The organism is Pseudoalteromonas sp. SWXJ133 (genome assembly GCF_015864365.1).
In the GTDB taxonomy this organism is placed as follows: Bacteria; Pseudomonadota; Gammaproteobacteria; order Enterobacterales; family Alteromonadaceae; genus Pseudoalteromonas; species Pseudoalteromonas arctica.
This window is the reverse complement of sequence record NZ_JADYXJ010000008.1, coordinates 127288-149724: the sequence shown is the minus strand read 5'-3', so window position 1 is coordinate 149724 and position 22437 is coordinate 127288. Positions and strand designations below refer to the sequence as shown.

Sequence of the window (22437 nt, the reverse complement as noted above, 5' to 3'; positions counted from 1 at the left end):
TTAATTAAAAATAACTTTTACTTTATAGCTTTGCATTCTCTATTGTCAAACTATGCGATAATAGCCGCCATTGTTTAAATATATTTAGTAAAAGATCCAATAAATGAAATCATACAATAGCATTCAAGAACGTATAGAAATTTTAGAAGACAAACTAACCGAGATACATGACGAAATCGAAACCTTAAAAGCACCTGCTAAAAACAACAATGAACGTATTATTTTTAAGTTTATTGAAACAGGCAGCACAGGTAAAGCGAAGGATTTTGTTCGTGAGTTAGGTATTAAATCACCACGTGACGGTTTGTTTTCGTCAGGTGACGTTACAAAACTAATTAAAGATGGCGCTGAAGATATTTCACCTGCGTTATTAGAAATCGCAAGACAGCTTGCCAGTGCACGTAATAAAAATGGTCCAAGCCGTTAATTACACAGTCACGCAGTATCTAGAAGCCCAGCCAAGCTGTCGCTTCTAGATATGTAATCATATTAAACTAAATTAATCACATAGCTCTATATTAAGGCTGGTAAGCAAATTAAGTGCTTCGAAGCGATCAAACTTAGCATTCGCTAAAATATTATTATTCAAATCTATATTAAACGCTGTAGCACTTACAAAATCACATTTTGTTAAGTTAGTTTGAAAAAACTCACTATCGCGAAAATCTGTTCCTGTAAATTCACTACCGCTTAAATCAGCGTGTCTAAAATCAACATTTTTGGCAAAGCAGTGTGTTAGTTTGAGGGCTTTGAGAGTTAATTCAAAAAAAGAACTATTACTGAGCTCACAATAATTAAAACTCACCGGTGCGTTAATACTAAGCGCAGGCCAATCTACATCAGCCCATTGCAAACTATTTAATTTACAGTGGCTAAAACTTACATTTTCAAGCGAACTGTAGTTCCATTTTAGTGACGATAAATTACAGTTTTTAAAGTTGCACTGTATAAATCGGCAATTTTTAAACTGCCCGCCTGAAAAGTCGCAATCGGTAAATGTGCATTCTTCAAACTCAGAATTCTCAGTTAGTTGCTCTTCGTGCTGCAAAGCATTAAATTGCTCGTCGAAGTAGTGATTATTATTTGAAATTGACACTATTAACCTAGTTTTTAATGGGCATAGACGCTATTTTTAGGTAAATCTTTTTTAAGCGCAAGCACTGCAATAAAAATCAAAGCAAATAGTAGAAATAGCGCTAAACAGCCACCCACAAAAGCTAAAACACCCGGCATAGTACTTTTACGCTTACCTATTTTGTAACTAATTACAGCAAAAATAGGAATACACAGCACAATAATAAAAACTAAAAACTCACCAAATAAGGTTAAGCTGAACGACATAATAATTCCTTTTTCTTCTGTTCGTTTAAAACATACTCTGCTATAAATTTAACCACAAAAAAACCCTTAAGCAAACAACTTAAGGGTTTTTAAATTTAGCTCAAAAAAGCGAAACAATATTACTCTTCGTTAGGTGTCGCTTTTTCTACAACACTTATTGCAAGTTCAGCTAACGAATCAAGGTTAGGTTTGCTTGGCGCGTTGGTTAATAAACACGACGCTTGTGTTGTTTTAGGGAAAGCAATAACGTCACGAATGTTATCGGTACCACATAAAAGCATTGCTAAACGGTCAAGGCCAAATGCTAAACCTGCATGTGGTGGTGTGCCGTATTTAAGTGCATCAAGTAAAAAACCAAACTTGTCTTGTTGCTCTTGCTCGTTAATACCTAAAATTCTAAATGCAGTTTCTTGCATATCTGCATTATGAATACGTACCGAACCGCCACCCACTTCGTAGCCGTTTAATACCATATCGTAGGCATCTGAAATAGCAGCTGCTGGGTTTGCTTCAAGCTCACTGGCGTTAATGTCTTTTGGTGCAGTGAATGGATGATGTACAGCATGTAATGTGCCCTCGTCATCTTCTTCAAACATTGGGAAGTCTACAACCCAAAGTGGTGCCCAGCTATTAAGGTTAGTGATTTCTAAATCAACACCAATCTTAACGCGCAGTGCGCCCATTGCTTCATTTACTGTGTTGCGCTTATCGGCACCAAATAAAATGATATCGCCAGACTGTGCATTAGTACGCGCAAGTAATTTAGTAATTACGTCTTCGCTTAAAAACTTAGCCACTGGCGATTGAACACCTTCAGCGCCTGCAGTGTGGTCGTTTACTTTCATCCACGCCATGCCTTTAGCGCCGTAAATACCAATAAACTTAGTGTAATCGTCAAGCTGTTTACGAGAAAGCTTAGCGCCACCCGGTACAGTTAACACAGCAACGCGACCTTTTTCGTCGTTAGCCGGACCTGAGAAAACATTAAACTCTACGTCTTTAACTAAATCTGCAACATCAACCAATTTCATTGGGTTACGTAAATCTGGCTTATCAGAACCGTAAAGGCTCATTGCCTCGCTGTAAGGCATGATTGGAAAATCGCCTAAATCAACGTTTAATAATGTTTGCCACATTTCGCGGATCATTTTTTCAGTCATACCACGTACTTGATCAGAGCTCATGAAAGAGGTTTCTATATCTATTTGGGTAAATTCTGGTTGGCGATCGGCGCGTAAATCTTCATCACGGAAACATTTAACAATTTGGTAGTAACGGTCAAAACCAGACATCATCAACAATTGCTTAAACAACTGTGGAGACTGTGGTAAAGCGTAAAAACTACCTTTGTGAACGCGGCTTGGTACTAAATAATCGCGCGCACCTTCTGGCGTTGCTTTAGTAAGTACAGGTGTTTCGATGTCTAAAAAGCCGTTTTCATCTAAAAAGCGACGAACAAAGCTGCTTGCTTTAGCGCGTAATTTAATACGGTCACTCATTTCTAGACGACGTAGGTCTAGGTAGCGATATTTTAAACGACGCTCTTCTGAGTTTACTTGGTTAAAATCAAGCGGTAATGGCTCAGAGCGGTTAATAATATTAAGCTCTTTACCTAAAATTTCGATCTCCCCTGTTGCCATGTCTTTATTTACTTGGCTGTCTGGGCGTGCGCGAACAATACCTTTTAACTGAACACAAAATTCTTGGCGAAGTGTGTTAGCTGAACTCATTAACTCTTCAATGTCAGAGTCGAATACAACTTGTACTAAACCTTCTCTATCGCGTAAATCGACAAAGATAAGTCCACCAAGGTCACGTCGTTTGTTGATCCAGCCACATAGTTCAACTTCTTGATCTACGTGAGTTTTATTTAGCTGTCCGCAATATATAGAGCGCATAGTTTTCCTGTCAGATAAAAGGCTTAAACGGCTAAACTTATTTGTTTTAAGGCGTGTGATTTAAAAAACAGGTCACCACAATGCAAATAAAGCCGCTAGCAATCTAAAAATAATCAAATTAAGCCATGCATTATACTCAACTAACATTAAGATGCTAGGGCGTGTGCCGCTTTTGCCCTTGAATTTACAGCAGCTCGTTTTGTTATTTGCTACACTATCGCCACTTTATAATAAGGCGCTAGTTTGTATGTTATATATTGGATGCCCGCAGTGGTCGAGTAATGCATGGAAAGGCAATTTATTTTCAAGCCAATGTAAAAACGCCGATATGCTTAGCCAATACGCCCAACACTTTAACTCTGTTGAAGGCAATACCAGCTTTTACGCTGACCCTTCGCCAAGCACCGTATTGCGCTGGGCAAACAGCGTACCTGACGATTTTAAATTTACTTTTAAGTTTAATCGTCGCTTTAGCCACGAGCTGCACCTAACTAATGTTCAAACCGAGCTTACTGATTGGCTTAAATTGTTCTCCCCTATTTTAGAAAAAACTGGGCAAGTCATGCTGCAATTACCCAAAGCATTTGGCCCTGGTGACTTACCCAAACTCGCACAATTTATTAGCCTATTACCAAAAGAGGTTAATTACGGTGTAGAGGTACGTCATACTGCGTTTTTTCAAAAGGGCGAAGCCGAAATAGCGCTTAATCAGTTATTAATGGCAAACAACATAAATCGCATATCGATGGATACTCGCGCCCTATTTGCGGTAAAACCAACAACCGAAGCGCTAATTGATGTACAGCAAAAAAAGCCGCATTTACCCGTGCATGCCATTGCTACAAGCACGCAACCCATGGCGCGCTTTGTTATTGCCGATTTACAAAACGACTATAAGCCTTTTTATAAACCGTGGCTGAGTAAAGTAAAACAATGGCTTGATGAAGGAAAAACGCCTTATGTGTTTTTTCATACGGCAAATAACCGAGAAGCGCCATTATTAGCAAGGCAGTTTTGTAAGGACCTTGGTTATAATCACAAAGCATTAACCCCATTTACTGGCGAAAAAGAAGCCCACCAGCAAGCACTTTTTTAAAAGTAAAACGACAGAGAATTAATAATGAGTGAATACGCACGTTACTTTACCGGCTATCCAGCTAACATTGTTGAGCAAGTATTAAACCTTATAAATAACAAAAAGGTATGTGACTACTTACTTAAAAAGTACCCGCAATCACATACAATTACTAGCGATAAACTACTTTATAGCTATGCAACCGAGCTTAAAAAACAATATTTAAAAAATGCGCCACCATTTGGGCGCGCTGCTTTTAAAAAGCAAGGCGATATGGTCACCAACGCACTTGGTACACATACGTATCGAATGCAAGGTAAAACCCGTAAGCACGATTTAGCGATTAACAGCGATTTGCTGCGCGCCCCCGAGCCACTACTAAAAGCATTAGTAGTACACGAACTCGCCCACTTTAGAGAAAAAGACCATAACAAAGGCTTTTATCAACTTTGCTGCCATATGGAACCGAGTTACCACCAGCTAGAGTTAGATTTAAGAATTTTTTGTGTGGTAGTCGCAATGGGAGAAAATCCTTATTTAAAATAAGGATTTTAGCGTTATTTAACTGAGTGAAAATAACGCCATACTTAAGTTAATATTTCCTTTCATAACCAAGCGCCCATATCCAATCTCTTCTCTTATCCAAGTAAGCAGCTCACAACTTAACTCCTTTCGCTTAATAAAAACAAAAAAGTTTAAAACTACATAATTGCCCTACATTTGAGAACTACACTCTTAATAGCTAATTCTTTCTATGTACTCTTAATCTTTCGAGTTTTAAATGATGAAAAATACCTATGCCTTTTTACTCAGTGCACTGTGCTGTGTAACCTTAAGTGCCTGCAACGAGCAAAACAGCCAATCACTTGAACAATCAAACCTCAATGATTTTACTCTAACCAGCTCAAAAGTAAGTGATGGCGGTAATTTGCCTATTACTTATACATGCGATGGGCAAAGCATTAGCCCCCCACTTAACTGGAGCGGTGCACCTAAGGCAGCCAAATATTATGCGTTAATTATGGATCATAAAGCGCCAGAGGGAATGCATTGGTATTGGACCATGTACAATATTGCCGCCGATAAAACACAAATTAAAGCGGGCGAAACTCTCGGTGAAGTGGGCTCTAATAGCGTAAACGATTTAAACCAATACGCGCCGCCTTGCTCTAAAGGTCCAGGTGAAAAAAGCTATGCTTATACTGTGTACGCGCTATCTGCACCGGTTACCTTTAATAGCGATACAAAGGTAGATCGCTCAGCATTACTCGCTGCTGTAAAAGATATTACGCTCGATACTGCAAGTATGACGGTTAAATACTCGCGAAGCGCCAGTAGCGCCGAGCACAAACCGGATTCAAAACCAAAGCCAAATGAGCAACCAAAGCCTGATAAATCATATTTAACCGCTAACGTAAAATCACCTCGTTGCGATGCTATTACACAATCAGTGAGTAATGCAGGGTTTGATAAAAGCGTATCTGTTACGTGCGATGAACAATATGCTTATATTGCCTCATCTACTTATCCTGATCATGAAGTAATGACTGGTATTACAGGTACTAACGAGCAAATACCCGTTCCAGCTAAAGACTACGCCGCACCTATAAAGCTAAACCCGAAAAAAGCAAAAACAATAACAACAATTGATGCAGCCGTAGGTGTTGCCGTTAATGGCGTACCAATATACGACTATTCTTCGCAAGGTGAGTTGGACGTAAATAGCTACGATGAAAAACACGACACGTTAGCACTCGGACAGTTAGATATATGTGGCGGACACACAGGACGAGGTGATGACTACCATTATCATGTATCGCCAACGTGTATGATTGACACAATGAAAAACCAATCAAGCGATGCCATTATTGGTTGGGCTTACGATGGTTACCCGCTGTATGGCAGTAAAAACCCTGACGGCAGTGCAATTGCCAAAGGTGACCTTGATGTATGTAACGGACAAATCGATGACACATTTGGCTATCGCTACCAAACATCAGCTACGCCGCCGTATATTATTCAGTGCTTAGTAGGTGAAGTAGATACCGCAAAATTACCAAGAGTGTCACCACTTAGTGGCGATACTCAAGGTATAAGAGCCGATCTGCGCCCGCCACAAGGAGGCGTTGAAAACTTAACGCACACGATCTCTGAAAACGGCAGCCGTACAATGAGCTACTCATACAAAGGCGAAAGCTACTTTACTACCTACAGCCCTGCATCACAGGGAAAAGACTGCTATAGCTTTAAACAAAAAACTATCAGTAATGGTGGCAAGGTTCAAACCGGTACATTTTGTAGAGGCCCGCAACCAAATCACCTTACTCCAACAGTCACTAAGCAAAATACAAATCCTGCCATTACAGGCAAGCATAACTTAAAGCTAGAAGCATGGGCTGATAACTGGTTTACAGCCTACATAGGCGAGCAGTTACTTGTTGAAGATTCTGTGCCTATAACCACAGAGCGTTCATTTAATGCCGAAAGCATTACGTTTTCTGCAAACTACCCTATTGAGCTTAATTTAATAATTAAAGACTTTAAGCAAAACGACACTGGGCTTGAATACATCGGTGCTAAAAATCAGCAAATGGGTGATGGCGGTTTTATTATGCAACTTACCGACACCGATACAAATAAAGTAGTTGCCGTAAGCGATCAAAGCTTTAAATGCGAAATACTTCACAAAGCGCCGCTTAACAAATTATGCGAAAGCGAATCAAATCCTGTCGCGGGCGAAGGCGTTTGTACGTTTATGTCAAAAGAAGCGCCAACTAACTGGCTGCAAAGTAACTTTGATAACACAAACTGGGCTAATGCAGTAGAGCACAACTTTGCCGATGTAGGACCAAAAGATGGTTACGACGATATTAACTGGGATGAAAACGCAAAATTCATATGGGGCGAAGACTTAGAAACCGACAACACCCTTATTTGTAAAGCAACTATTGAGCAACCTCAATAAAAAAAAAGGTCAACCGCCTCAATAAAAGGTAGTAATTATGTATTTTTTAAAAAAATTAAAATGGCTAATGCTAGCGTGTATTTTAACAAGTATGAGCGCTCAATTGAGCGCCCATGTATTAAAAAACACAACAGCCCAAGTGATTTTAAGAGACGGGCAAGTTGAGGTTAAAGTATTAACTAATGCTGAGCATTTAATTTCAGCGCTGCAAAGCGAGCAAGCATGGCTTATGGGCGATATTGATAAGCTTATGCCTACAAACTTAAGTACAGAGCAACAAGAAGAGTTTGTAAAAAATGCACTTAAACAAAAAACGAGCTTACGTGTAAATCAGCAAGTTATCGTGTTTGAACGCGTCGCTTTTACCACCAGCAACAACAACGAAGCGCACGACCTAGAAATTGTTTTTCAAGCGAAGCACACATTTACAACAGTAGATGAGCTTGCCATATCGTTCCCTAAAAGTTTAGGCGCAGTACACGCAAGCTTTGTAAAGCCACAATATAAGTTACTGGGTGCTGGCGATACCGCAAAAATAAAGTTCTAGTCCAAATATCAACATACCTAAAAAGCTTACTTAAAAAGGATTTTAGTAAGCAACTCCCTAAATACGCTAATTGTAGGCACATAATCAATATGCAATACTGCTTGGTACGTTAACGTCATGATCTTTACTATTTGCCAATCAGTGAAATTAATACATAAATTTTTTTTAGCTTTTTTTATCACTAATATCGCCCTTGTTGGGCTTATGTTTGTGTTTATATACATGACCTTTTCGTCAGGTTTTAACGACTTTGTTGAACAAGAAGAAACAAAGCATGTCGCAATGGTTAAGCAGCAACTTATTGAGCTTTATAGCGAATTAGGCAGTTGGCAACCCATTACGCAAAACACGCAATTATGGCGCTCTATTGTGGAGCCGCAAAAAAAGCCAGGCGAACCTAAAACTAATAAACACACAAGCACCCCACCCAAACCAAATAGCAGTAAAGCAACGCCCTCTTTATTGTGGGTACACTTACCTGCGGGTTCCCTTAAAACAGGGCAACGTATAAGTTTATATGATCAAAATAAAAAAGTTGTTGTTGGTAGAACTAATTTAAATGATAACCCACATATAGAGCCTATTTTATTAAACAATAACGTTATAGGCTGGATAGGTTTAGTACCTTCAAAACTTGTGCAAAGTAGCCCAGCAAAAGCATTTTTAGCAGCGCAATTTCATAACTATTTTATGATCACGTTACTCGTTATTGTGCTCGCATTTATTATGGCTATTGTGTTATCTCGCCATTTAATAAAACCAATAAAGCAAATAGTAACTGGCACCGATGAGTTAACAAACGGAAATTTTGCCAGCAGAATAACCTCCTCTAGTAAAGATGAGCTAGGTACCCTATCCAACAACTTTAATGCCTTAGCCCACACGCTTGAGCAAAACCAACAAATGCGGTTTCAATGGGTGTCAGACACATCCCACGAATTAAGAACCCCACTTACCGTACTACGCTCGCATTTACTAGCCGTACAAGATGGCGTATTTACAGCCGACACAAAGCGCATTAATTTACTCATAAACCAAGTAGATAATTTAAGTCACATTGTTGACGACCTAGCTCAACTAGCACAAACAGATAGCGTTAATTTAACCTATAGCAATGCACGCATTGATTTAATAAACATTTTTGAGCAATCAATTGAAAACTACACCGCTCGCTTTAAAGAGCGTGAATTAAATGTAGATAGCAAAAGCTTAGCCAAAGCCGGTAAATGTATAATAAATGGCGATAAAGAACGCCTTGTACAATTATTTTCAAACCTGTTAGAAAATACCTGCAGATACACGCATAAAGGCGGACAAGTAATAATACTTGCCAACAAAACACACAATAATATTGAGCTTATTTTACAAGACTCAGCACCAAGTGTTTTACCAAACGACTTACAAAAATTGTTTGAGCGTTTTTATCGCGTTGAAAAGTCTCGAAGCCGAGAGCACGGCGGCTCGGGCTTAGGGCTTGCACTTTGCAAACAAATAGTAGAGGCACATGGTGGTCAAATATCGTTGCACAACTCACCACTTGGTGGGCTAAAAGTTAAAATAACGCTGACACTTTTAGGTTGAAATAATGACATCACAAAAAATACTTGTTATTGAAGACGAAGAAAATATTGCAGAGGTACTTATTGCCTATGCTAAGCAACAAAATTACGAAACTGAGCACTTTAATAGTGGCAAAGGTGTAGTTAGTTTTGTAAAACAAAACGCTGTAGATTTAATACTTCTTGATTTAATGCTGCCAGATGTTGATGGCATAGAGCTATGTAAGCAAATTAGAGCCTTTTCAAACGTGCCTATTATTATGCTTACCGCAAAAAGTGAGGAAATAGACCGCTTACAGGGTTTAGAGATCGGCGCCGATGACTACATATGCAAACCCTTCAGCCCTAAAGAAGTTATAGCACGCATAAAAGCCGTACTAAGAAGAACCAGCCAGCCTAAAGCCAACATCATCAATCATAATAATTTTCAATTACACAAAGACGATTACGAAGCACGCCTAAACGGCAAAAGTATTGGCTTTACCGCCGTCGAGTTTAAAATATTTTTATTATTTATAAGCCACGTAGGTCGTGTTTTTACCCGCGAAGATATTATTAATAACGTATACAGCGACACAACCGACATCTCCGATCGCAACATAGATACACACATTAAAAATATACGAAAAAAGATTAACGACATTCAAGCAGGGCTAAACCCAATAGCTGCGGTTTATAGTGTGGGTTATAAATTTAAAGAGTAGGTTTACTTATTCAAATAAAGCTAACATGACGAAAAAGCGCGATATCAGTCGCGCTTTTATTTTAATCACTAATCTGATCACTAACAGCTAAAGATTAATAGCTGAGCAGTCGTTGGGTTTCGTTTCACTCAACCAAACCTACGTAAATAGACTTAAAGCCCTAAGCCTGCCATGAAATCATCATCGGCATCGTCTTGCTCTACTGCTGTAGATGCTTTTTCTTTGTCCGCTTTTTTACGTGCTTCGTTTTCAATTATGTCGTCTGGGTCTAGTGCTTCTGCAATATCAAAGTCGTGTAATTTAATAAACTCTGTTTTATCCATCGCTAATTCCAAGTAAAAGATATTTTGCTTACTTGTAGTGAATGTTACGCGACGGGCTTGCGGGCGATCCATGGTGGTATCTACCGATATTTGCACTTGCTTGTTTATTGCCATCATTTTTGGCTGGTTTTGCGTAATTGAAGTATGTAACTGCTCGCGCACTTTAGACGTAAAGTCGCCAACAATTTGATTCATCAACTCGCCTAGTACGTTTGATACGTCGTCTGATAAATGGCTATGCGCTATTTCATCTTCTGGCATTCCCATGTTACGCATGTAATCGCCATAAATTTCCATCGCCGCTTGCGAAGTAAAGTTGGTAATTACAAGCCCTGTAAAACCGCCGTCAAATAAAACAAAGCAGCCAATATCTGGTCGCATACATGTACGTGTTATTTTTTGCACCATGGCTGAGTAGCTAATACCATTACCGCTGGCTGAAGTGAGTACGCCTGTCACTGAATGACAAAGGGTTGCTAATATATCGTCTGTGCTGATGACCTTACTTTTGCTCATTTAATCTTCTCTTTTATACTTATTATTCATAATTCTAGTCAAGCTACTGAATTTATCGCTGACTATCCAGTATAAAATGTTAAAATAGCGCCATTATTTACAAAGAGACTGCCTTCGTGACCATAAAAGACAGTATTTATGCCTCTGAGCAACAAGTAAAAGATTTTAGCTTTGACCAAAATGTAGTCGAAGTTTTTCCAGATATGATTCAGCGCTCGGTACCGGGCTACGCAACTATTGTAAGTACAATGGGTAAGCTTGCGGGTGAGTATGCACAAAGTAACTCAAATCTTTATGATTTAGGCTGTTCACTGGGTGCAGTAACGCTTAGCATGCGACGAAATATTCGCACCGATAACTGCCATATAATAGCGGTAGATAACTCTCAAGCTATGGTTGAGCGTTGTAAGGTACATTTACAAGGTTTTAAATCAGATGTGCCTGTTACTGTTACTTTGGGCGATATTAACGAGCTTGAGATTCAAAACGCCTCAGTAGTAGCAATGAACTTTACGTTGCAGTTTATTCCACATGCGCAGCGCCAAGCTGTGCTTGAGAAAATATACGCTAATCTTAAACCTGGTGGCGTGCTACTACTTAGCGAAAAAATTAAAGCTGAAAACGAGCAATGCGACAATTTATTGATTGATTTGCACCACGACTTTAAACGACACAATGGTTACTCTGAGCTTGAAATAAGCCAAAAGCGTACCGCCATCGAAAACGTTATGCGCCCAGATACACTAAGCGCTCACTTTACTCGCTTACAAGATATTGGTTTTAGCCAAACTCAAGTGTGGTATCAATGTTTTAATTTTTGCTCAATGGTAGCAATTAAATAAAGAGAGTCATCCATGTCTCAATGGTTTAATCAATTTTACGCATCTATTGCACAAAGCCCACTTAGTCACTGGCTAGAAACCTTGCCTGCACAATTAAAACATTGGCAAAACGAGGCTAGCCACGGTGATTTACCTAAATGGCAAAAAGTACTTAAAAACTTACCAGAGGTGGCAACTTCGCACGTTGATATTTCTACTAAGGTAGAAATTGGCGCCCCAGGGGAGATGAGTGATGGCGAGCAAAAGCAAGCCATGCATTTATTAAAACGCATGATGCCATGGCGCAAAGGCCCATTTAGTGTGCACGGAATTGAAATAGACACAGAGTGGCGCAGTGATTGGAAGTGGGACCGCCTGCTTCCTCATATTGTGCCATTAAAAGGCCGCACCGTTTTAGATATTGGTTGTGGCTCAGGTTATCATTTATGGCGTATGCGCGGTGAAGGCGCAGAGTTTGTAGTGGGTATTGATCCGTCTGATTTATTTTTATGTCAGTTTCAAGCAATTAAACACTACAATCCAGACGAAAACGTTCATTTACTGCCACTAGGCGTTGAAGCATTACCTGAGCTTAAAGCGTTTGATACGGTTTTTTCGATGGGCGTACTTTATCATCGTCGCTCACCTATCGACTTTTTAGCACAGTTAAAAGCGCAGCTTCGCCCAGGCGGCGAACTCGTACTTGAAACGCTAGTAATTGAAGGTGATGAAAACACAGTCTTAGTCCCTACCGACCGCTACGCTAAAATGCGCAACGTTTGGTTTATTCCAAGTACTGCAGCATTAAAACTGTGGATGGAACGCGTTGGCTTTAAAGATGTGCAAATAAAAGATTGCGCTATTACCACGCTTGAAGAGCAACGCAAAACCGATTGGATGGAAAACGAATCGTTAATCGACTTTTTAGATCCAAACGATACAAGTAAAACAATTGAAGGCTACCCCGCTCCACTTCGAGCCATATTAACCGCAAAAGCATAGCTGTTAATTTAACGCCTTTAATACTAAAAAAACGCCTACGGGCGTTTTTTTGTTTATTTAAACAACAGACAGCGGACAAGTGTCCTTGTTAATTATTTCAAAATTACATTTGAGCTAGCCGCGACCTTGCAATTGTTGTAAAATACGCGCGTTTCTAAGCAACCCAAAACAACTATTTTGAGGAAAACCTGTGAGCGAACAAAAACAGTCTCTAAGCTATAAAGACGCGGGCGTAGATATCGACGCTGGTAATGCACTTGTTGAGCGTATTAAAGGCGTAGTTAAAAAAACTCGTCGTCCTGAAGTAATGGGCGGAATTGGTGGTTTTGGCGCACTTTGCGAAATTCCTGAAGGCTACAAGCAACCAGTATTAGTTGCAGGCACAGATGGCGTTGGTACTAAACTACGTTTAGCAATCGACTTAAAAAAACATGATACGGTTGGTATTGATTTAGTTGCAATGTGTGTAAACGACTTAATTGTTCAAGGTGCTGAACCCCTGTTTTTCCTAGATTACTATGCAACTGGTAAACTAGATGTAGACACAGCAGCTGACGTAGTTACAGGTATTGGCAAAGGTTGTGAAATTTCAGGTTGTGCCCTAATTGGTGGCGAAACAGCTGAAATGCCAGGTATGTATGATGGTGAAGACTACGACATGGCAGGCTTTTGTACAGGCGTTGTAGAAAAATCTAAAATTATTGATGGCACAAAAGTAGCAGCAGGCGATCAGCTTATTGCACTTGCTTCAAGTGGTCCTCATTCAAATGGCTTCTCTTTAATTCGTAAAGTACTTGAAGTGTCAAAAGCTGATACCAGCGCTGACTTTGAAGGTAAAACTTTAGGCGAAACTTTACTTGAGCCTACTCGTATTTACGTAAAACCTTTACTTGAGTTATTCAAAAACGTTGACGTACATGCCCTTTCGCATATTACTGGCGGCGGTTTTTGGGAAAACATTCCACGTGTATTACCCGCTTCAGCAAAAGCTGTAGTTAAAGGTGATAGCTGGCAGTGGCCACCTATTTTTAACTGGCTACAAGAAAACGGCAATATTACTACACACGAAATGTACCGTACATTTAACTGTGGTGTAGGTATGGTTTTAGTAGTTCCTGCAGACAAACTTGAGCAAAGCTTAACAATGCTAAAAGACTTGGGCGAAAATGCATGGCACCTTGGTGAAATTCAAGATGCAGCAGCTGGCGAAGAGCAAGTTGAAATTGTAGGTGGTGCTAAGTAATGGCACCGACTCGTCTGGTAGTTTTAATCTCAGGTAGTGGCTCTAATTTACAAGCCATCATAGATGCCTGCGAACGTGGCGAGATAAACGGACATATAGCGGCTGTTATTAGTAACAAAGCAGACGCTTATGGCCTAGAGCGTGCAAAAAAAGCAGGTATTGCTACAAAAGTGCTCAGTCATAAAGATTTTGACTCGCGCGAAGCGTACGATGCGCAATTAATGAACGTTATCGACTCTTTTATGCCAAATCTAGTTGTATTAGCTGGGTTTATGCGTATTCTTACTCCTGGCTTAGTGCAAAAATATGTTGGAAAAATGTTGAACATTCATCCATCTTTGTTGCCTAAGTATCAGGGGCTGAATACCCACCAAAGAGCAATTGATGCAAAAGACGATGTTCATGGCGTAAGTGTTCACTTTGTTACTGAAGAATTAGACGGCGGTCCCGTTATTCTTCAGGCGCAAATACCTGTACTCAAGGATGATACAGCAGAAACATTAGCAAAACGCGTGCATGAGCAAGAGCATATAATTTATCCTTTGGTGGTCAAGTGGTTCAGTGAACACAGACTTACTATGGAAGCAGATTATGCAGTTCTTGACAAAAAACAACTTCCTGCACACGGCGCGCACTACTCACAATAAAAAAATAAGTGCCCTGTTGTTATGTGCGGGCGCTTTACTTCCAACTAGCCTAATTGCAGGCGAATTGACCCAATATCAAGCTAACTACGATATTTTACGCAAAGGTAAAAATCATGGTGAGGCTGTTCGTGAGCTCAAAAAAATGGGCGACGATACTTATGAACTAACATACCACAGCAATATTGAGTGGATGATTTTCTCTGACTCTCGTGAAGAAACATCAAAGTTTACCTTTAAAGATGGCAAGGTTACCCCGCATCATTACAATATGATCCGCACCGGTACAGGCCCAGATAAAGATTATAAAATTGATTTTGATACAACAAACAAAGTAGTGACCAGCAGCGCTAGCGAATACCCACTTAAATGCGAATGGACTGATGAATTTCAGGATGCTATTTCATACCAAGTGCAAGTGCGCGAAGGATTGAAAAAAGGCGAAACGAGCTTTTCATTCCCGCTTATAGACAAAAAAGGTAACCGCCGCGACTACAACTTTGAAGTTGTTGAAAAAGAGATGATCTCCCTACCTATCGGTAATGTAGAAGCCATTAAAGTTAAACGTTTATACGATAACGATAAACGCCAAGCAATTGCATGGTTTGCGCCAGAAATGGATTACATGCTGGTACGTATGTGGAAAGGCGAAAAAGGTATGGAGCAGTTTGAAGTTCAAATGAATTCATTTACTGTTACTGCACCTACAGCTGTTGCGCCTGCAACAGCACAACAACCTCAAGAAGCTAACTAAATTTAATTAAACCAAAGTTAATATTTAAAATAGGTGGGCTAAATCAGCTCACCCATTTTAAACAATGCAAATTCCCCCGGCTCCATTTTTTGCCAACGCTCATCATTCGTCAAAGGCCTTGTTGTTATTACCGTCACTACATCGTTTGGTGTGGTTTCTTTTTGAAAATCAACCACCATATCCGCATCAATAAGCGTTGCTTTACCAAATGGCGCACGGCGCGTTATGTAATGTAAGTTATTAGTGCAATACGCTAAAACAAACACCCCGTCGGTCAATAACATATTAAACACCCCTTTTTCACGAAGGGTATGCGAAAGCTTAGCGGCGTATCTAAAAACCGACGCCATATTACTTGGACGCTTTGGGTATTTTTCACGAATTTTATCAAGTAACCAACAAAAAGCGAGTTCGCTATCGGTGTTACCTACTGGGCGATAGTACTGCGGTTTTAAATCATGATAATTAGATAGCTGCCCGTTATGAGCGTAAGTAAGCTCGCGCCCCCATAACTCTCGCGTAAAAGGATGAGTATTTTCAAGGCATACTCTCCCGCGGTTACCTTGGCGAATATGGCTAATAACCGAGACACTTTTAATGGGGTATGCTTTGACGAGCTTTGCAATTTCAGATTGATAACTCGGCTGCGGATCTTTAAAGGTTCTACAGCCTTTACCTTCGTAAAATGTAATACCCCAACCATCTTTATGTGGTCCCGTGTTTCCGCCACGCTCTAAAAGGCCTGAAAAACTAAAACAAATATCGGTAGGCACATTGGCTGACATGCCAAGTAATTCACACATTAATAAAATAACCCTTAAAAACCATACATTAAAATAAATAGCGTTATATTTGTGTATTAAGCGTACACTAATTTGCAGCCCGCTATAACGGCTATACTTACTTAAAAAGTGTCATTTTGCTATTAGATTTATTTATTTTTACGTTAACACTACTTACGGTTAATGCTTTGACTATACGATAGTTATTGTGCGTTCCTCTGTCGGGTAATTAAATATCGTATTTAAGTTACTTTCTACTACAATTTAACATCGTTATGTACTTGAAAATTACTGTTACTAGCGCTACTCTAAGTGAGGTGGTCTGACCTCTATTAAGGAATAAAAATGACACTCATATTTACACTGGTTCTAATCGCGTTGCTTTGCACTGCGGTTTACCACAGAGCAAGTTGGAACACAGCACTTGGTGTTTCGGCTATAACTTTATTAATTGGTACCTTTGCAGGTGCTTTTGGTTTAATTAGCTGGTTGATCTTTTTGATCATCGCGGTTCCTCTTTCTGTTACTGGCCTTCGTCAGCAATATATCATCAAGCCTATTTTTGCTACGTTTAAAAAAGTAACGCCAAGCATGTCTGATACTGAAAAATCAGCTATTGATGCCGGTACAACGTGGTGGGAAGCTGACTTATTTTGCGGTAACCCAGATTGGAAAAAACTTCATCAATACCCAGTTCCTAAACTTACTATTGAAGAGCAAGCCTTTGTTGATGGCCCTGTTGAAGTAGTATGTAGCATGTTGGACGATTGGGAAGCAACGCACGAACTAACCGACCTTCCTCAAGATGTATGGCAATATCTAAAAGATAATAAATTCTTTGCCATGATCATCAAAAAAGAATACGGCGGTTTAGAATTTTCTGCATTTGCACAGTCATGTGTACTTCAAAAACTAACAAGTAAATCAACATTACTTTCGTCAATTGTTGGTGTACCGAACTCTTTAGGCCCAGGTGAATTATTACAACACTATGGTACAAAAGAGCAAAAAGATCATTATTTACCGCGCCTAGCGAGCGGTCAAGAAATTCCATGTTTTGCATTAACTTCGCCAGAAGCGGGTTCTGATGCAAGCTCAATTCCAGACTACGGTGTGGTATGTAAAGGGCAATGGAATGGTGAAGAGGTTGTGGGTGTTAGTTTAACGTGGAATAAGCGTTACATTACACTTGCCCCAGTGGCTACCGTACTTGGTCTTGCGTTTAAATTACAAGATCCAGACGGCCTAATTGGCGACAATAAAGAGCCAGGCATTACATGTGCACTTATTCCAACGGATACTCCTGGAGTAGAAATTGGTCGTAGACACTTCCCGCTTAACGTACCATTTCAAAATGGTCCTACTCGCGGTAAAGACATTTTCGTACCACTTGATTATATTATTGGTGGTCCAGATATGGCTGGTCAAGGCTGGCGCATGTTGGTTGAATGTTTATCGGTTGGTCGTGCAATTACATTGCCGTCAAACTCTGCCGGTGGCATTAAAATGATTGCTATTGCGACAGGTGCTTATAGCCGCATTCGTCGTCAGTTCCGTTTACCTATAGGTAAAATGGAAGGTGTTGAAGAGTCACTAGCTAAATTAGCTGGTTACGCTTACAGCTCTGATGCTGCGGTTAGCATGTCTACGGGTGCTGTTGATTTAGGCGAAAAACCATCGGTTGTTTCTGCCATTATTAAATACCACCTGACAGAGCAAATGCGTGATGCAACTATTCATGCAATGGATGTACTTGGCGGTAAGGGCATCATGCTTGGGCCAAATAACTATTTAGGTCGTGGCTATCAAGGTGCACCTATTGCCATTACCGTTGAAGGTGCAAACATCTTGACCCGTAATATGATTATTTATGGTCAAGGTGCAATTCGCTGTCATCCATTTGTACTTACCGAACTAGGTGCGTGCGAAATTGAAGACCGCGAAGAAGCGCTTAACGTATTTGATAAAGCGCTAATGGGTCACATTGGTTTTACTATGTCGAACCTTGTACGTACTAAATGGCTTGCACTTACCGGCGCTCGTTTTACAAGTGTGCCGTACAACGACGAAACTGCTGAATTTTACCGTATAGCGTCACGCTTTAGTGCATCACTTGCACTTATGTCAGACATTAGCATGGCAGTATTTGGTGGTTCACTAAAACGTAAAGAACGTATTTCAGCACGTTTAGGTGACTTACTTAGTTACTTATACTTAGTGTCTGCAACGCTTAAGCGTTACAACGATGAAGGCCGTAAAAAAGAAGATTTTGCTCTAGTAAAATGGAGTTGCCAAGATCACCTTTACCATTGCCAACGTGCACTTGCTGATTTAATTAATAACATGCCTTCGGCTCCACTACGTGCCGTGTTAAAAGTATTGTTATTCCCGTTTGGTCGCCCGGTTCGTAAACCAACTGACCAACTTGAGCATAAACTTGCGCAACTACTACAAGTACCTAGCGAAACGCGTAACCGTTTAGCAAGCTATGTATACTTAACAAATGAGCCGCTTAACCTTGTAGGTCGTCAAGAGCAAACGCTTAAAGACGTACTTGCTGTTGAGCCATTATTTGACCGTGTATGCAAAGAGAAAGGTCTTAAACTGCCATTCTTCCAGCTTGATAAAGTAGCGCAAATGGGGCTTGAAGCAGGCATATTAAGCCAAGCAGAGGCTGATAAACTAGCTGCTGTTGAGCAATCTCGTTTAGATGTTATTAACGTTGATGACTTTGACCCTGCTGACTTACTTGCAGGTAAAGCCGCGCGTAATAGCGTTAAAAAAGAAGCTGATGCTGCTTAATTAACTAAGTAAGCATTTGAATACTAAAAGCCAGCGCCTAATGCGCTGGCTTTTTTGTGTAAAATAAATTCTTATATATCAAATCGCACATATCAAGCAATCAAATACTCGACGATAAGTGTAAATTAGCGCTTAGTTATCAATCGCTTCCATGCTAAAACTATGCCTGTATACACTAAAAAACATGCGAGTAATGATGCCAAACCAGCTAATGTTTGCCCTAAAAAACCAAAGTATTCACCGGTATGTAAAAATCGAGATGTTCCCCATGCTTGATCGCCTCGCGTCCAATCCGATTTTTTTAACGTTTTAATTGCATCACCAGTGCGAGTATCTAAAAATAATGAATACGCATATTCTTGGCGATTCCCGATACTGGTATCAATATAAAAACGTGCTTCGTGTTTTTTGTCACCTAATTCTAACCACATTGAATACCAATCAGCAGCACCATTATTAATTGCATGTATTTGAGCTTGTTGAAATAAAGCATCGTAAGGTACTTTATTAGCCGATAAATCTAATACTGGTAGATGCTTTTCACGCTCCGGTACACTTTGTCCAAATGCGCCGTACAGTGCCTTATTTGCCCAATCAAAATGAAACAAAGTAGCCGTTAATGACAAAACGAGTAAAACCGGTAAACACCAAATTCCAAAAACTAAATGCCACTGCCTATTTCGATGATGTGATGATTTGTAACTCTTTGCTAGCAATAAATATCCTTTTAATGCAAAGCGATTAAATCGCTTTGGTAACCACAAATAAGCACCCGATAGTAATAAAAAGATAAAAAATAGATTAGCGTAGCCATTTATATTTTTGCCAATCACTTGTGAAGCGCCATGCAGTAATAAATAACGATGTATATCAGTTACAACGTGAAAAAAGCCAGCCGCTAGCCCCTCTCCTTCACGAATAACATCTCCCGTATAAGGGTGTAATAAATAGCTATGTTTTCCCGCCCAGGCAGGAATAGCAGCCCCTTCTCGATTTACCCAACGAATATAAATATGTGATTGACTCGGATGCGATTCTTGCAAAATATCTACAACAGCATCAGTCGATAGCCGCTGTTGAGCATAGGTGCTTTTTACAGTAAATCGCATTTCATCTAGCTCAACAATCTGTCGTTCATAGGTTAATAAAAAACCCGTGAACGACATACTGAAAATAAATAAACCGGCGATTAAACCTATAATTAAGTGAGCCCAAAAGACCCACTTTTTAAACAATTTTAAGAACATAAAATAAGTTACTTATTCTTAAAACTGATAAGAAATCGATAAGCGAATATCGCGCCCAGATTCGTATGGACCAACAACAGTGTCAAATACTTCACTGTAGTCACCCACACTTGAATGATCGATATATAACTCATTAAATAAGTTAGTAACAGCAACATTAAATAATAATGCATTCGTCACATTCCACTGCCCATATAAATCAACAGTGGTATAGCTTGGTTTATTTAGGGTATATAAAGAATCGGTCCAACCAAGGTCAACAGCTTGATGAAGAGTATCAATATCGAGTGAATCGACTTTAGTTACACTAAAACCAACCTTTGCATCAGTGTTAATGTCGTAATCAACGCCAGCAACCCATGTATTGCCTCTGCTATTACCTAAACCGACAAACTCATAGCCATTAATATCAATTGCATCATAATTTACACTGTACAACCCGTCACGTGGGTCAAGCTCTGTATCAGTAGCTGAAAATCCAATGAAGAAATCAAATGAATTTAAGCGATATGCTAGGTCAAACTCAAATCCTTTAGTCTCTAACGTGCCTATATTGTTATAAACCGAGTTTCCTTCATACCCTTCAAATATCACATCATCTAAAGACGAATTATAAATACTTGCCTTAGCGGATAAATTTTCATTAGTGTATGTTATGGATGCTTCAATATTAGCTACGGTCTCAGGTACTAAACTTTCATCCGCTACTGGAATATCTGAACCGTCATATAAATATCCATCAATGGTAAAGCCATCCCCTATTTGTTTACCACGCGCGGCTTCAGCATACCCAAGCCCTACTGTCCAAGCTTCATTAATGTCATATGCTAAACCGATATTAAAGCTCACTTCATTGTCGTCTAAACTCGATGCACTTTCTGTAATTGCAGTGCCATAATATTCATCTAATAGGATGTCTTGTTTAAACTTATAACTATCAAAACGCACTCCATAACTCAGTAAAAGTTGTGGAGTAATATCACTATAACCTTGTGCATAAACACCCAGTACACTGCCTTGTTCTGAATTTTCTTTTGCACCTGCTGCAGACCCACTCGATACTTCATCATTTCTATAATCAACGCCATAAACAAATTTATGTTCATCAATAATACTTGTATTACGAATATCTAAGCCATATGTGTCAATGTCAGCAAGCCAAGCAAATCGGCCGCCATTAAAAGATGATTCGGTTTTGTATGCTGTCGCCTCTAAATACAATAAGTTATTGTGAGAAAATATATAATTAGCAACGTAAGTCTCTCGCTCTGCTTCACTTGGATACAAAGCATCACCTTCTTGTACCGCCCAGTTAGGGCGTGCTGAAAAATCCCCTTCTTCGTCGCGTTTTTCAATACTTACCGACAAATGATGATTATCTGCTAACTCACCACTGGCTTTAATAAACATCATATCTTGATCGGCGGCCGTACCATAAATAGTATCGCCATCACCATTTTCCATGTTCTCGCGATCCACAGTACTGAAATACCCTAGTACGCCCCATGCATCACTTAATTTACCGTATACACTGGTGCTTAAACGCGTACCGTCATTTGAAAAGTAACTTGCTTTAACACGTCCACCAAATTGTTCACCTTGATTAAGTAAGTCTTGCGCGTCTTTAGTTTTAAAGCGGATAGAGCCGCCAATCGCACCAGGACCACTTGTTGCTTCTCCGGCACCTGCTTGCACATCTATTTGCTGTAATAGGTCAGGATCTATTGTTACACGACCAATATGATGAAATAACGTTGATGTTTGCTGTGCACCATCAACCGTTATATTTAATAAAGAATCTTCAACACCACGAATATAGATCTTTTGTGCAACGCCTACCGAGCCACCCACACTAACAGAAGGTGAATGTCGAAAAATGTCAGCCAGATCACTTGCTTGATATTGTTCTATTTCTTCAGCTGTAATACTCAAATTAGTTGCAGAACCAACTACAGATATTTTTTCAACAGACGCTGTATTTTTAGCAAGTTCTTGCGCGTATATAGGTGAACTAAATGATGCACAAATGGCACTCATTAGGGCTAATTTTTTCAAGGGGGACGTTCCTTCTTAATTGCAAATAAGAAGAATTATCATTTTCTTTTGATTAAAAGTATAGCAACTTTACATTTGTTACATTTAGGATATATACAAAGACGCGTTAGGTGCAATCTACTTTAGTTGCCTAAAAATATGTAAGTAAGGGCGTGAACA

At 39.7% G+C, this 22437-nt stretch carries 20 protein-coding genes; 13 read left to right on the top strand and 7 right to left on the bottom strand.

Annotated elements, in window-relative coordinates:
* Positions 1–103 precede the first annotated feature (103 nt).
* A complete protein-coding gene (locus I6F40_RS08580; protein WP_166378983.1) occupies positions 104–427 on the top strand; it encodes a hypothetical protein in 324 nt (107 codons plus the stop codon).
* Positions 428–499: 72 nt separating this feature from the next.
* On the opposite strand, the gene I6F40_RS08575 is transcribed toward I6F40_RS08580, so the two are convergent.
* The 3 genes from I6F40_RS08575 to aspS form a co-directional block, all read right to left on the bottom strand.
* Entirely contained in the window at positions 500–1096 is a 597-nt protein-coding gene (locus tag I6F40_RS08575; RefSeq protein WP_166378981.1) for a pentapeptide repeat-containing protein, read from the bottom strand.
* A gap of 14 nt (positions 1097–1110) precedes the next feature.
* Positions 1111–1341, bottom strand: coding sequence for a hypothetical protein (locus I6F40_RS08570; protein WP_166378979.1), 231 nt, complete (start codon positions 1339–1341; stop codon positions 1111–1113).
* Between the two features lie 119 nt (positions 1342–1460).
* A complete protein-coding gene (gene aspS / locus I6F40_RS08565; protein WP_166378977.1) occupies positions 1461–3239 on the bottom strand; it encodes an aspartate--tRNA ligase in 1779 nt (592 codons plus the stop codon).
* Positions 3240–3486: 247 nt separating this feature from the next.
* Between aspS and I6F40_RS08560 the strand changes: the two genes are divergently transcribed.
* The 6 genes from I6F40_RS08560 to I6F40_RS08535 all read left to right on the top strand — a co-directional run bounded on the left by I6F40_RS08560 (position 3487) and on the right by I6F40_RS08535 (position 10089).
* Complete coding sequence (locus I6F40_RS08560) at positions 3487–4335, top strand: DUF72 domain-containing protein (protein WP_166378975.1); 849 nt, start codon at positions 3487–3489, stop codon at positions 4333–4335.
* A gap of 24 nt (positions 4336–4359) precedes the next feature.
* Positions 4360–4860: a M48 metallopeptidase family protein gene (locus tag I6F40_RS08555; protein ID WP_166378973.1), complete on the top strand. Its 501-nt coding sequence runs from the start codon at positions 4360–4362 to the stop codon at positions 4858–4860.
* Positions 4861–5095: 235 nt separating this feature from the next.
* A complete protein-coding gene (locus I6F40_RS08550; protein ID WP_197192761.1) occupies positions 5096–7279 on the top strand; it encodes a YHYH protein in 2184 nt (727 codons plus the stop codon).
* A gap of 37 nt (positions 7280–7316) precedes the next feature.
* On the top strand, positions 7317–7826 hold the full coding sequence (locus I6F40_RS08545) for a hypothetical protein (protein WP_166378971.1): 510 nt from the start codon (positions 7317–7319) through the stop codon (positions 7824–7826).
* 222 nt (positions 7827–8048) lie between these two features.
* On the top strand, positions 8049–9407 hold the full coding sequence (locus tag I6F40_RS08540) for an ATP-binding protein (protein WP_231609332.1): 1359 nt from the start codon (positions 8049–8051) through the stop codon (positions 9405–9407).
* A gap of 4 nt (positions 9408–9411) precedes the next feature.
* A complete protein-coding gene (locus I6F40_RS08535) occupies positions 9412–10089 on the top strand; it encodes a response regulator (protein WP_166378969.1) in 678 nt (225 codons plus the stop codon).
* Positions 10090–10241: 152 nt separating this feature from the next.
* Here I6F40_RS08535 and I6F40_RS08530 read toward each other — a convergent pair whose 3' ends face one another.
* Positions 10242–10928: a DUF3334 family protein gene (locus tag I6F40_RS08530; RefSeq protein WP_007586957.1), complete on the bottom strand. Its 687-nt coding sequence runs from the start codon at positions 10926–10928 to the stop codon at positions 10242–10244.
* A gap of 116 nt (positions 10929–11044) precedes the next feature.
* On the opposite strand from I6F40_RS08530, the gene cmoA reads away from it, so the two are divergent.
* From cmoA to I6F40_RS08505, 5 genes are all read left to right on the top strand, one after another.
* A complete protein-coding gene (gene cmoA / locus I6F40_RS08525) occupies positions 11045–11770 on the top strand; it encodes a carboxy-S-adenosyl-L-methionine synthase CmoA (protein WP_007378000.1) in 726 nt (241 codons plus the stop codon).
* A gap of 12 nt (positions 11771–11782) precedes the next feature.
* Positions 11783–12751 (top strand): tRNA 5-methoxyuridine(34)/uridine 5-oxyacetic acid(34) synthase CmoB, encoded by a 969-nt coding sequence (gene cmoB / locus I6F40_RS08520; RefSeq protein ID WP_166378967.1) that lies wholly within the window; start codon positions 11783–11785, stop codon positions 12749–12751.
* 190 nt (positions 12752–12941) lie between these two features.
* Positions 12942–13994, top strand: coding sequence for a phosphoribosylformylglycinamidine cyclo-ligase (purM, locus tag I6F40_RS08515; protein ID WP_002959993.1), 1053 nt, complete (start codon positions 12942–12944; stop codon positions 13992–13994).
* Positions 13994–14641 (top strand): phosphoribosylglycinamide formyltransferase, encoded by a 648-nt coding sequence (gene purN / locus I6F40_RS08510; RefSeq protein WP_007586949.1) that lies wholly within the window; start codon positions 13994–13996, stop codon positions 14639–14641. Before purM ends, purN begins: the two co-directional genes overlap by 1 nt.
* A 16-nt stretch (positions 14642–14657) precedes the next feature.
* Positions 14658–15392 carry a DUF3108 domain-containing protein gene (locus I6F40_RS08505; protein ID WP_007586948.1) on the top strand — a complete coding sequence of 245 codons (735 nt, stop codon included), beginning with the start codon at positions 14658–14660 and terminating at the stop codon, positions 15390–15392.
* Positions 15393–15430: 38 nt separating this feature from the next.
* Here the strand turns inward: I6F40_RS08505 and I6F40_RS08500 are convergent, their stop codons facing one another.
* Positions 15431–16195 carry a class II glutamine amidotransferase gene (locus I6F40_RS08500; RefSeq protein WP_166378965.1) on the bottom strand — a complete coding sequence of 255 codons (765 nt, stop codon included), beginning with the start codon at positions 16193–16195 and terminating at the stop codon, positions 15431–15433.
* Positions 16196–16519: 324 nt separating this feature from the next.
* Between I6F40_RS08500 and fadE the strand changes: the two genes are divergently transcribed.
* The gene (gene fadE / locus I6F40_RS08495; protein ID WP_007586946.1) at positions 16520–18976 is read left to right on the top strand and encodes an acyl-CoA dehydrogenase FadE; all 2457 of its coding nucleotides are present in this window, start codon (positions 16520–16522) and stop codon (positions 18974–18976) included.
* 125 nt (positions 18977–19101) lie between these two features.
* On the opposite strand, the gene I6F40_RS08490 is transcribed toward fadE, so the two are convergent.
* Positions 19102–20223, bottom strand: a complete 1122-nt coding sequence (locus I6F40_RS08490; protein WP_166378963.1) for a PepSY-associated TM helix domain-containing protein — start codon at positions 20221–20223, stop codon at positions 19102–19104.
* A gap of 18 nt (positions 20224–20241) precedes the next feature.
* Entirely contained in the window at positions 20242–22278 is a 2037-nt protein-coding gene (locus I6F40_RS08485) for a TonB-dependent receptor (RefSeq protein WP_166378961.1), read from the bottom strand.
* Positions 22279–22437 lie beyond the last annotated feature (159 nt).

Bases quoted from the DNA above. Each gene is read 5' to 3' on its own strand.
- I6F40_RS08580 (WP_166378983.1), top strand. From the start codon at position 104: ATGAAATCATACAATAGCATTCAAGAACGTATAGAAATTTTAGAAGAC.
- I6F40_RS08570 (WP_166378979.1), bottom strand. From the start codon at position 1,341: ATGTCGTTCAGCTTAACCTTATTTGGTGAGTTTTTAGTTTTTATTATT.
- aspS (WP_166378977.1), bottom strand. From the start codon at position 3,239: ATGCGCTCTATATATTGCGGACAGCTAAATAAAACTCACGTAGATCAA.
- I6F40_RS08560 (WP_166378975.1), top strand. From the start codon at position 3,487: ATGTTATATATTGGATGCCCGCAGTGGTCGAGTAATGCATGGAAAGGC.
- I6F40_RS08555 (WP_166378973.1), top strand. From the start codon at position 4,360: ATGAGTGAATACGCACGTTACTTTACCGGCTATCCAGCTAACATTGTT.
- I6F40_RS08550 (WP_197192761.1), top strand. From the start codon at position 5,096: ATGATGAAAAATACCTATGCCTTTTTACTCAGTGCACTGTGCTGTGTA.
- I6F40_RS08545 (WP_166378971.1), top strand. From the start codon at position 7,317: ATGTATTTTTTAAAAAAATTAAAATGGCTAATGCTAGCGTGTATTTTA.
- I6F40_RS08540 (WP_231609332.1), top strand. From the start codon at position 8,049: ATGACCTTTTCGTCAGGTTTTAACGACTTTGTTGAACAAGAAGAAACA.
- I6F40_RS08535 (WP_166378969.1), top strand. From the start codon at position 9,412: ATGACATCACAAAAAATACTTGTTATTGAAGACGAAGAAAATATTGCA.
- I6F40_RS08530 (WP_007586957.1), bottom strand. From the start codon at position 10,928: ATGAGCAAAAGTAAGGTCATCAGCACAGACGATATATTAGCAACCCTT.
- cmoB (WP_166378967.1), top strand. From the start codon at position 11,783: ATGTCTCAATGGTTTAATCAATTTTACGCATCTATTGCACAAAGCCCA.
- purN (WP_007586949.1), top strand. From the start codon at position 13,994: ATGGCACCGACTCGTCTGGTAGTTTTAATCTCAGGTAGTGGCTCTAAT.
- I6F40_RS08500 (WP_166378965.1), bottom strand. From the start codon at position 16,195: ATGTGTGAATTACTTGGCATGTCAGCCAATGTGCCTACCGATATTTGT.
- fadE (WP_007586946.1), top strand. From the start codon at position 16,520: ATGACACTCATATTTACACTGGTTCTAATCGCGTTGCTTTGCACTGCG.
- I6F40_RS08490 (WP_166378963.1), bottom strand. From the start codon at position 20,223: ATGTTCTTAAAATTGTTTAAAAAGTGGGTCTTTTGGGCTCACTTAATT.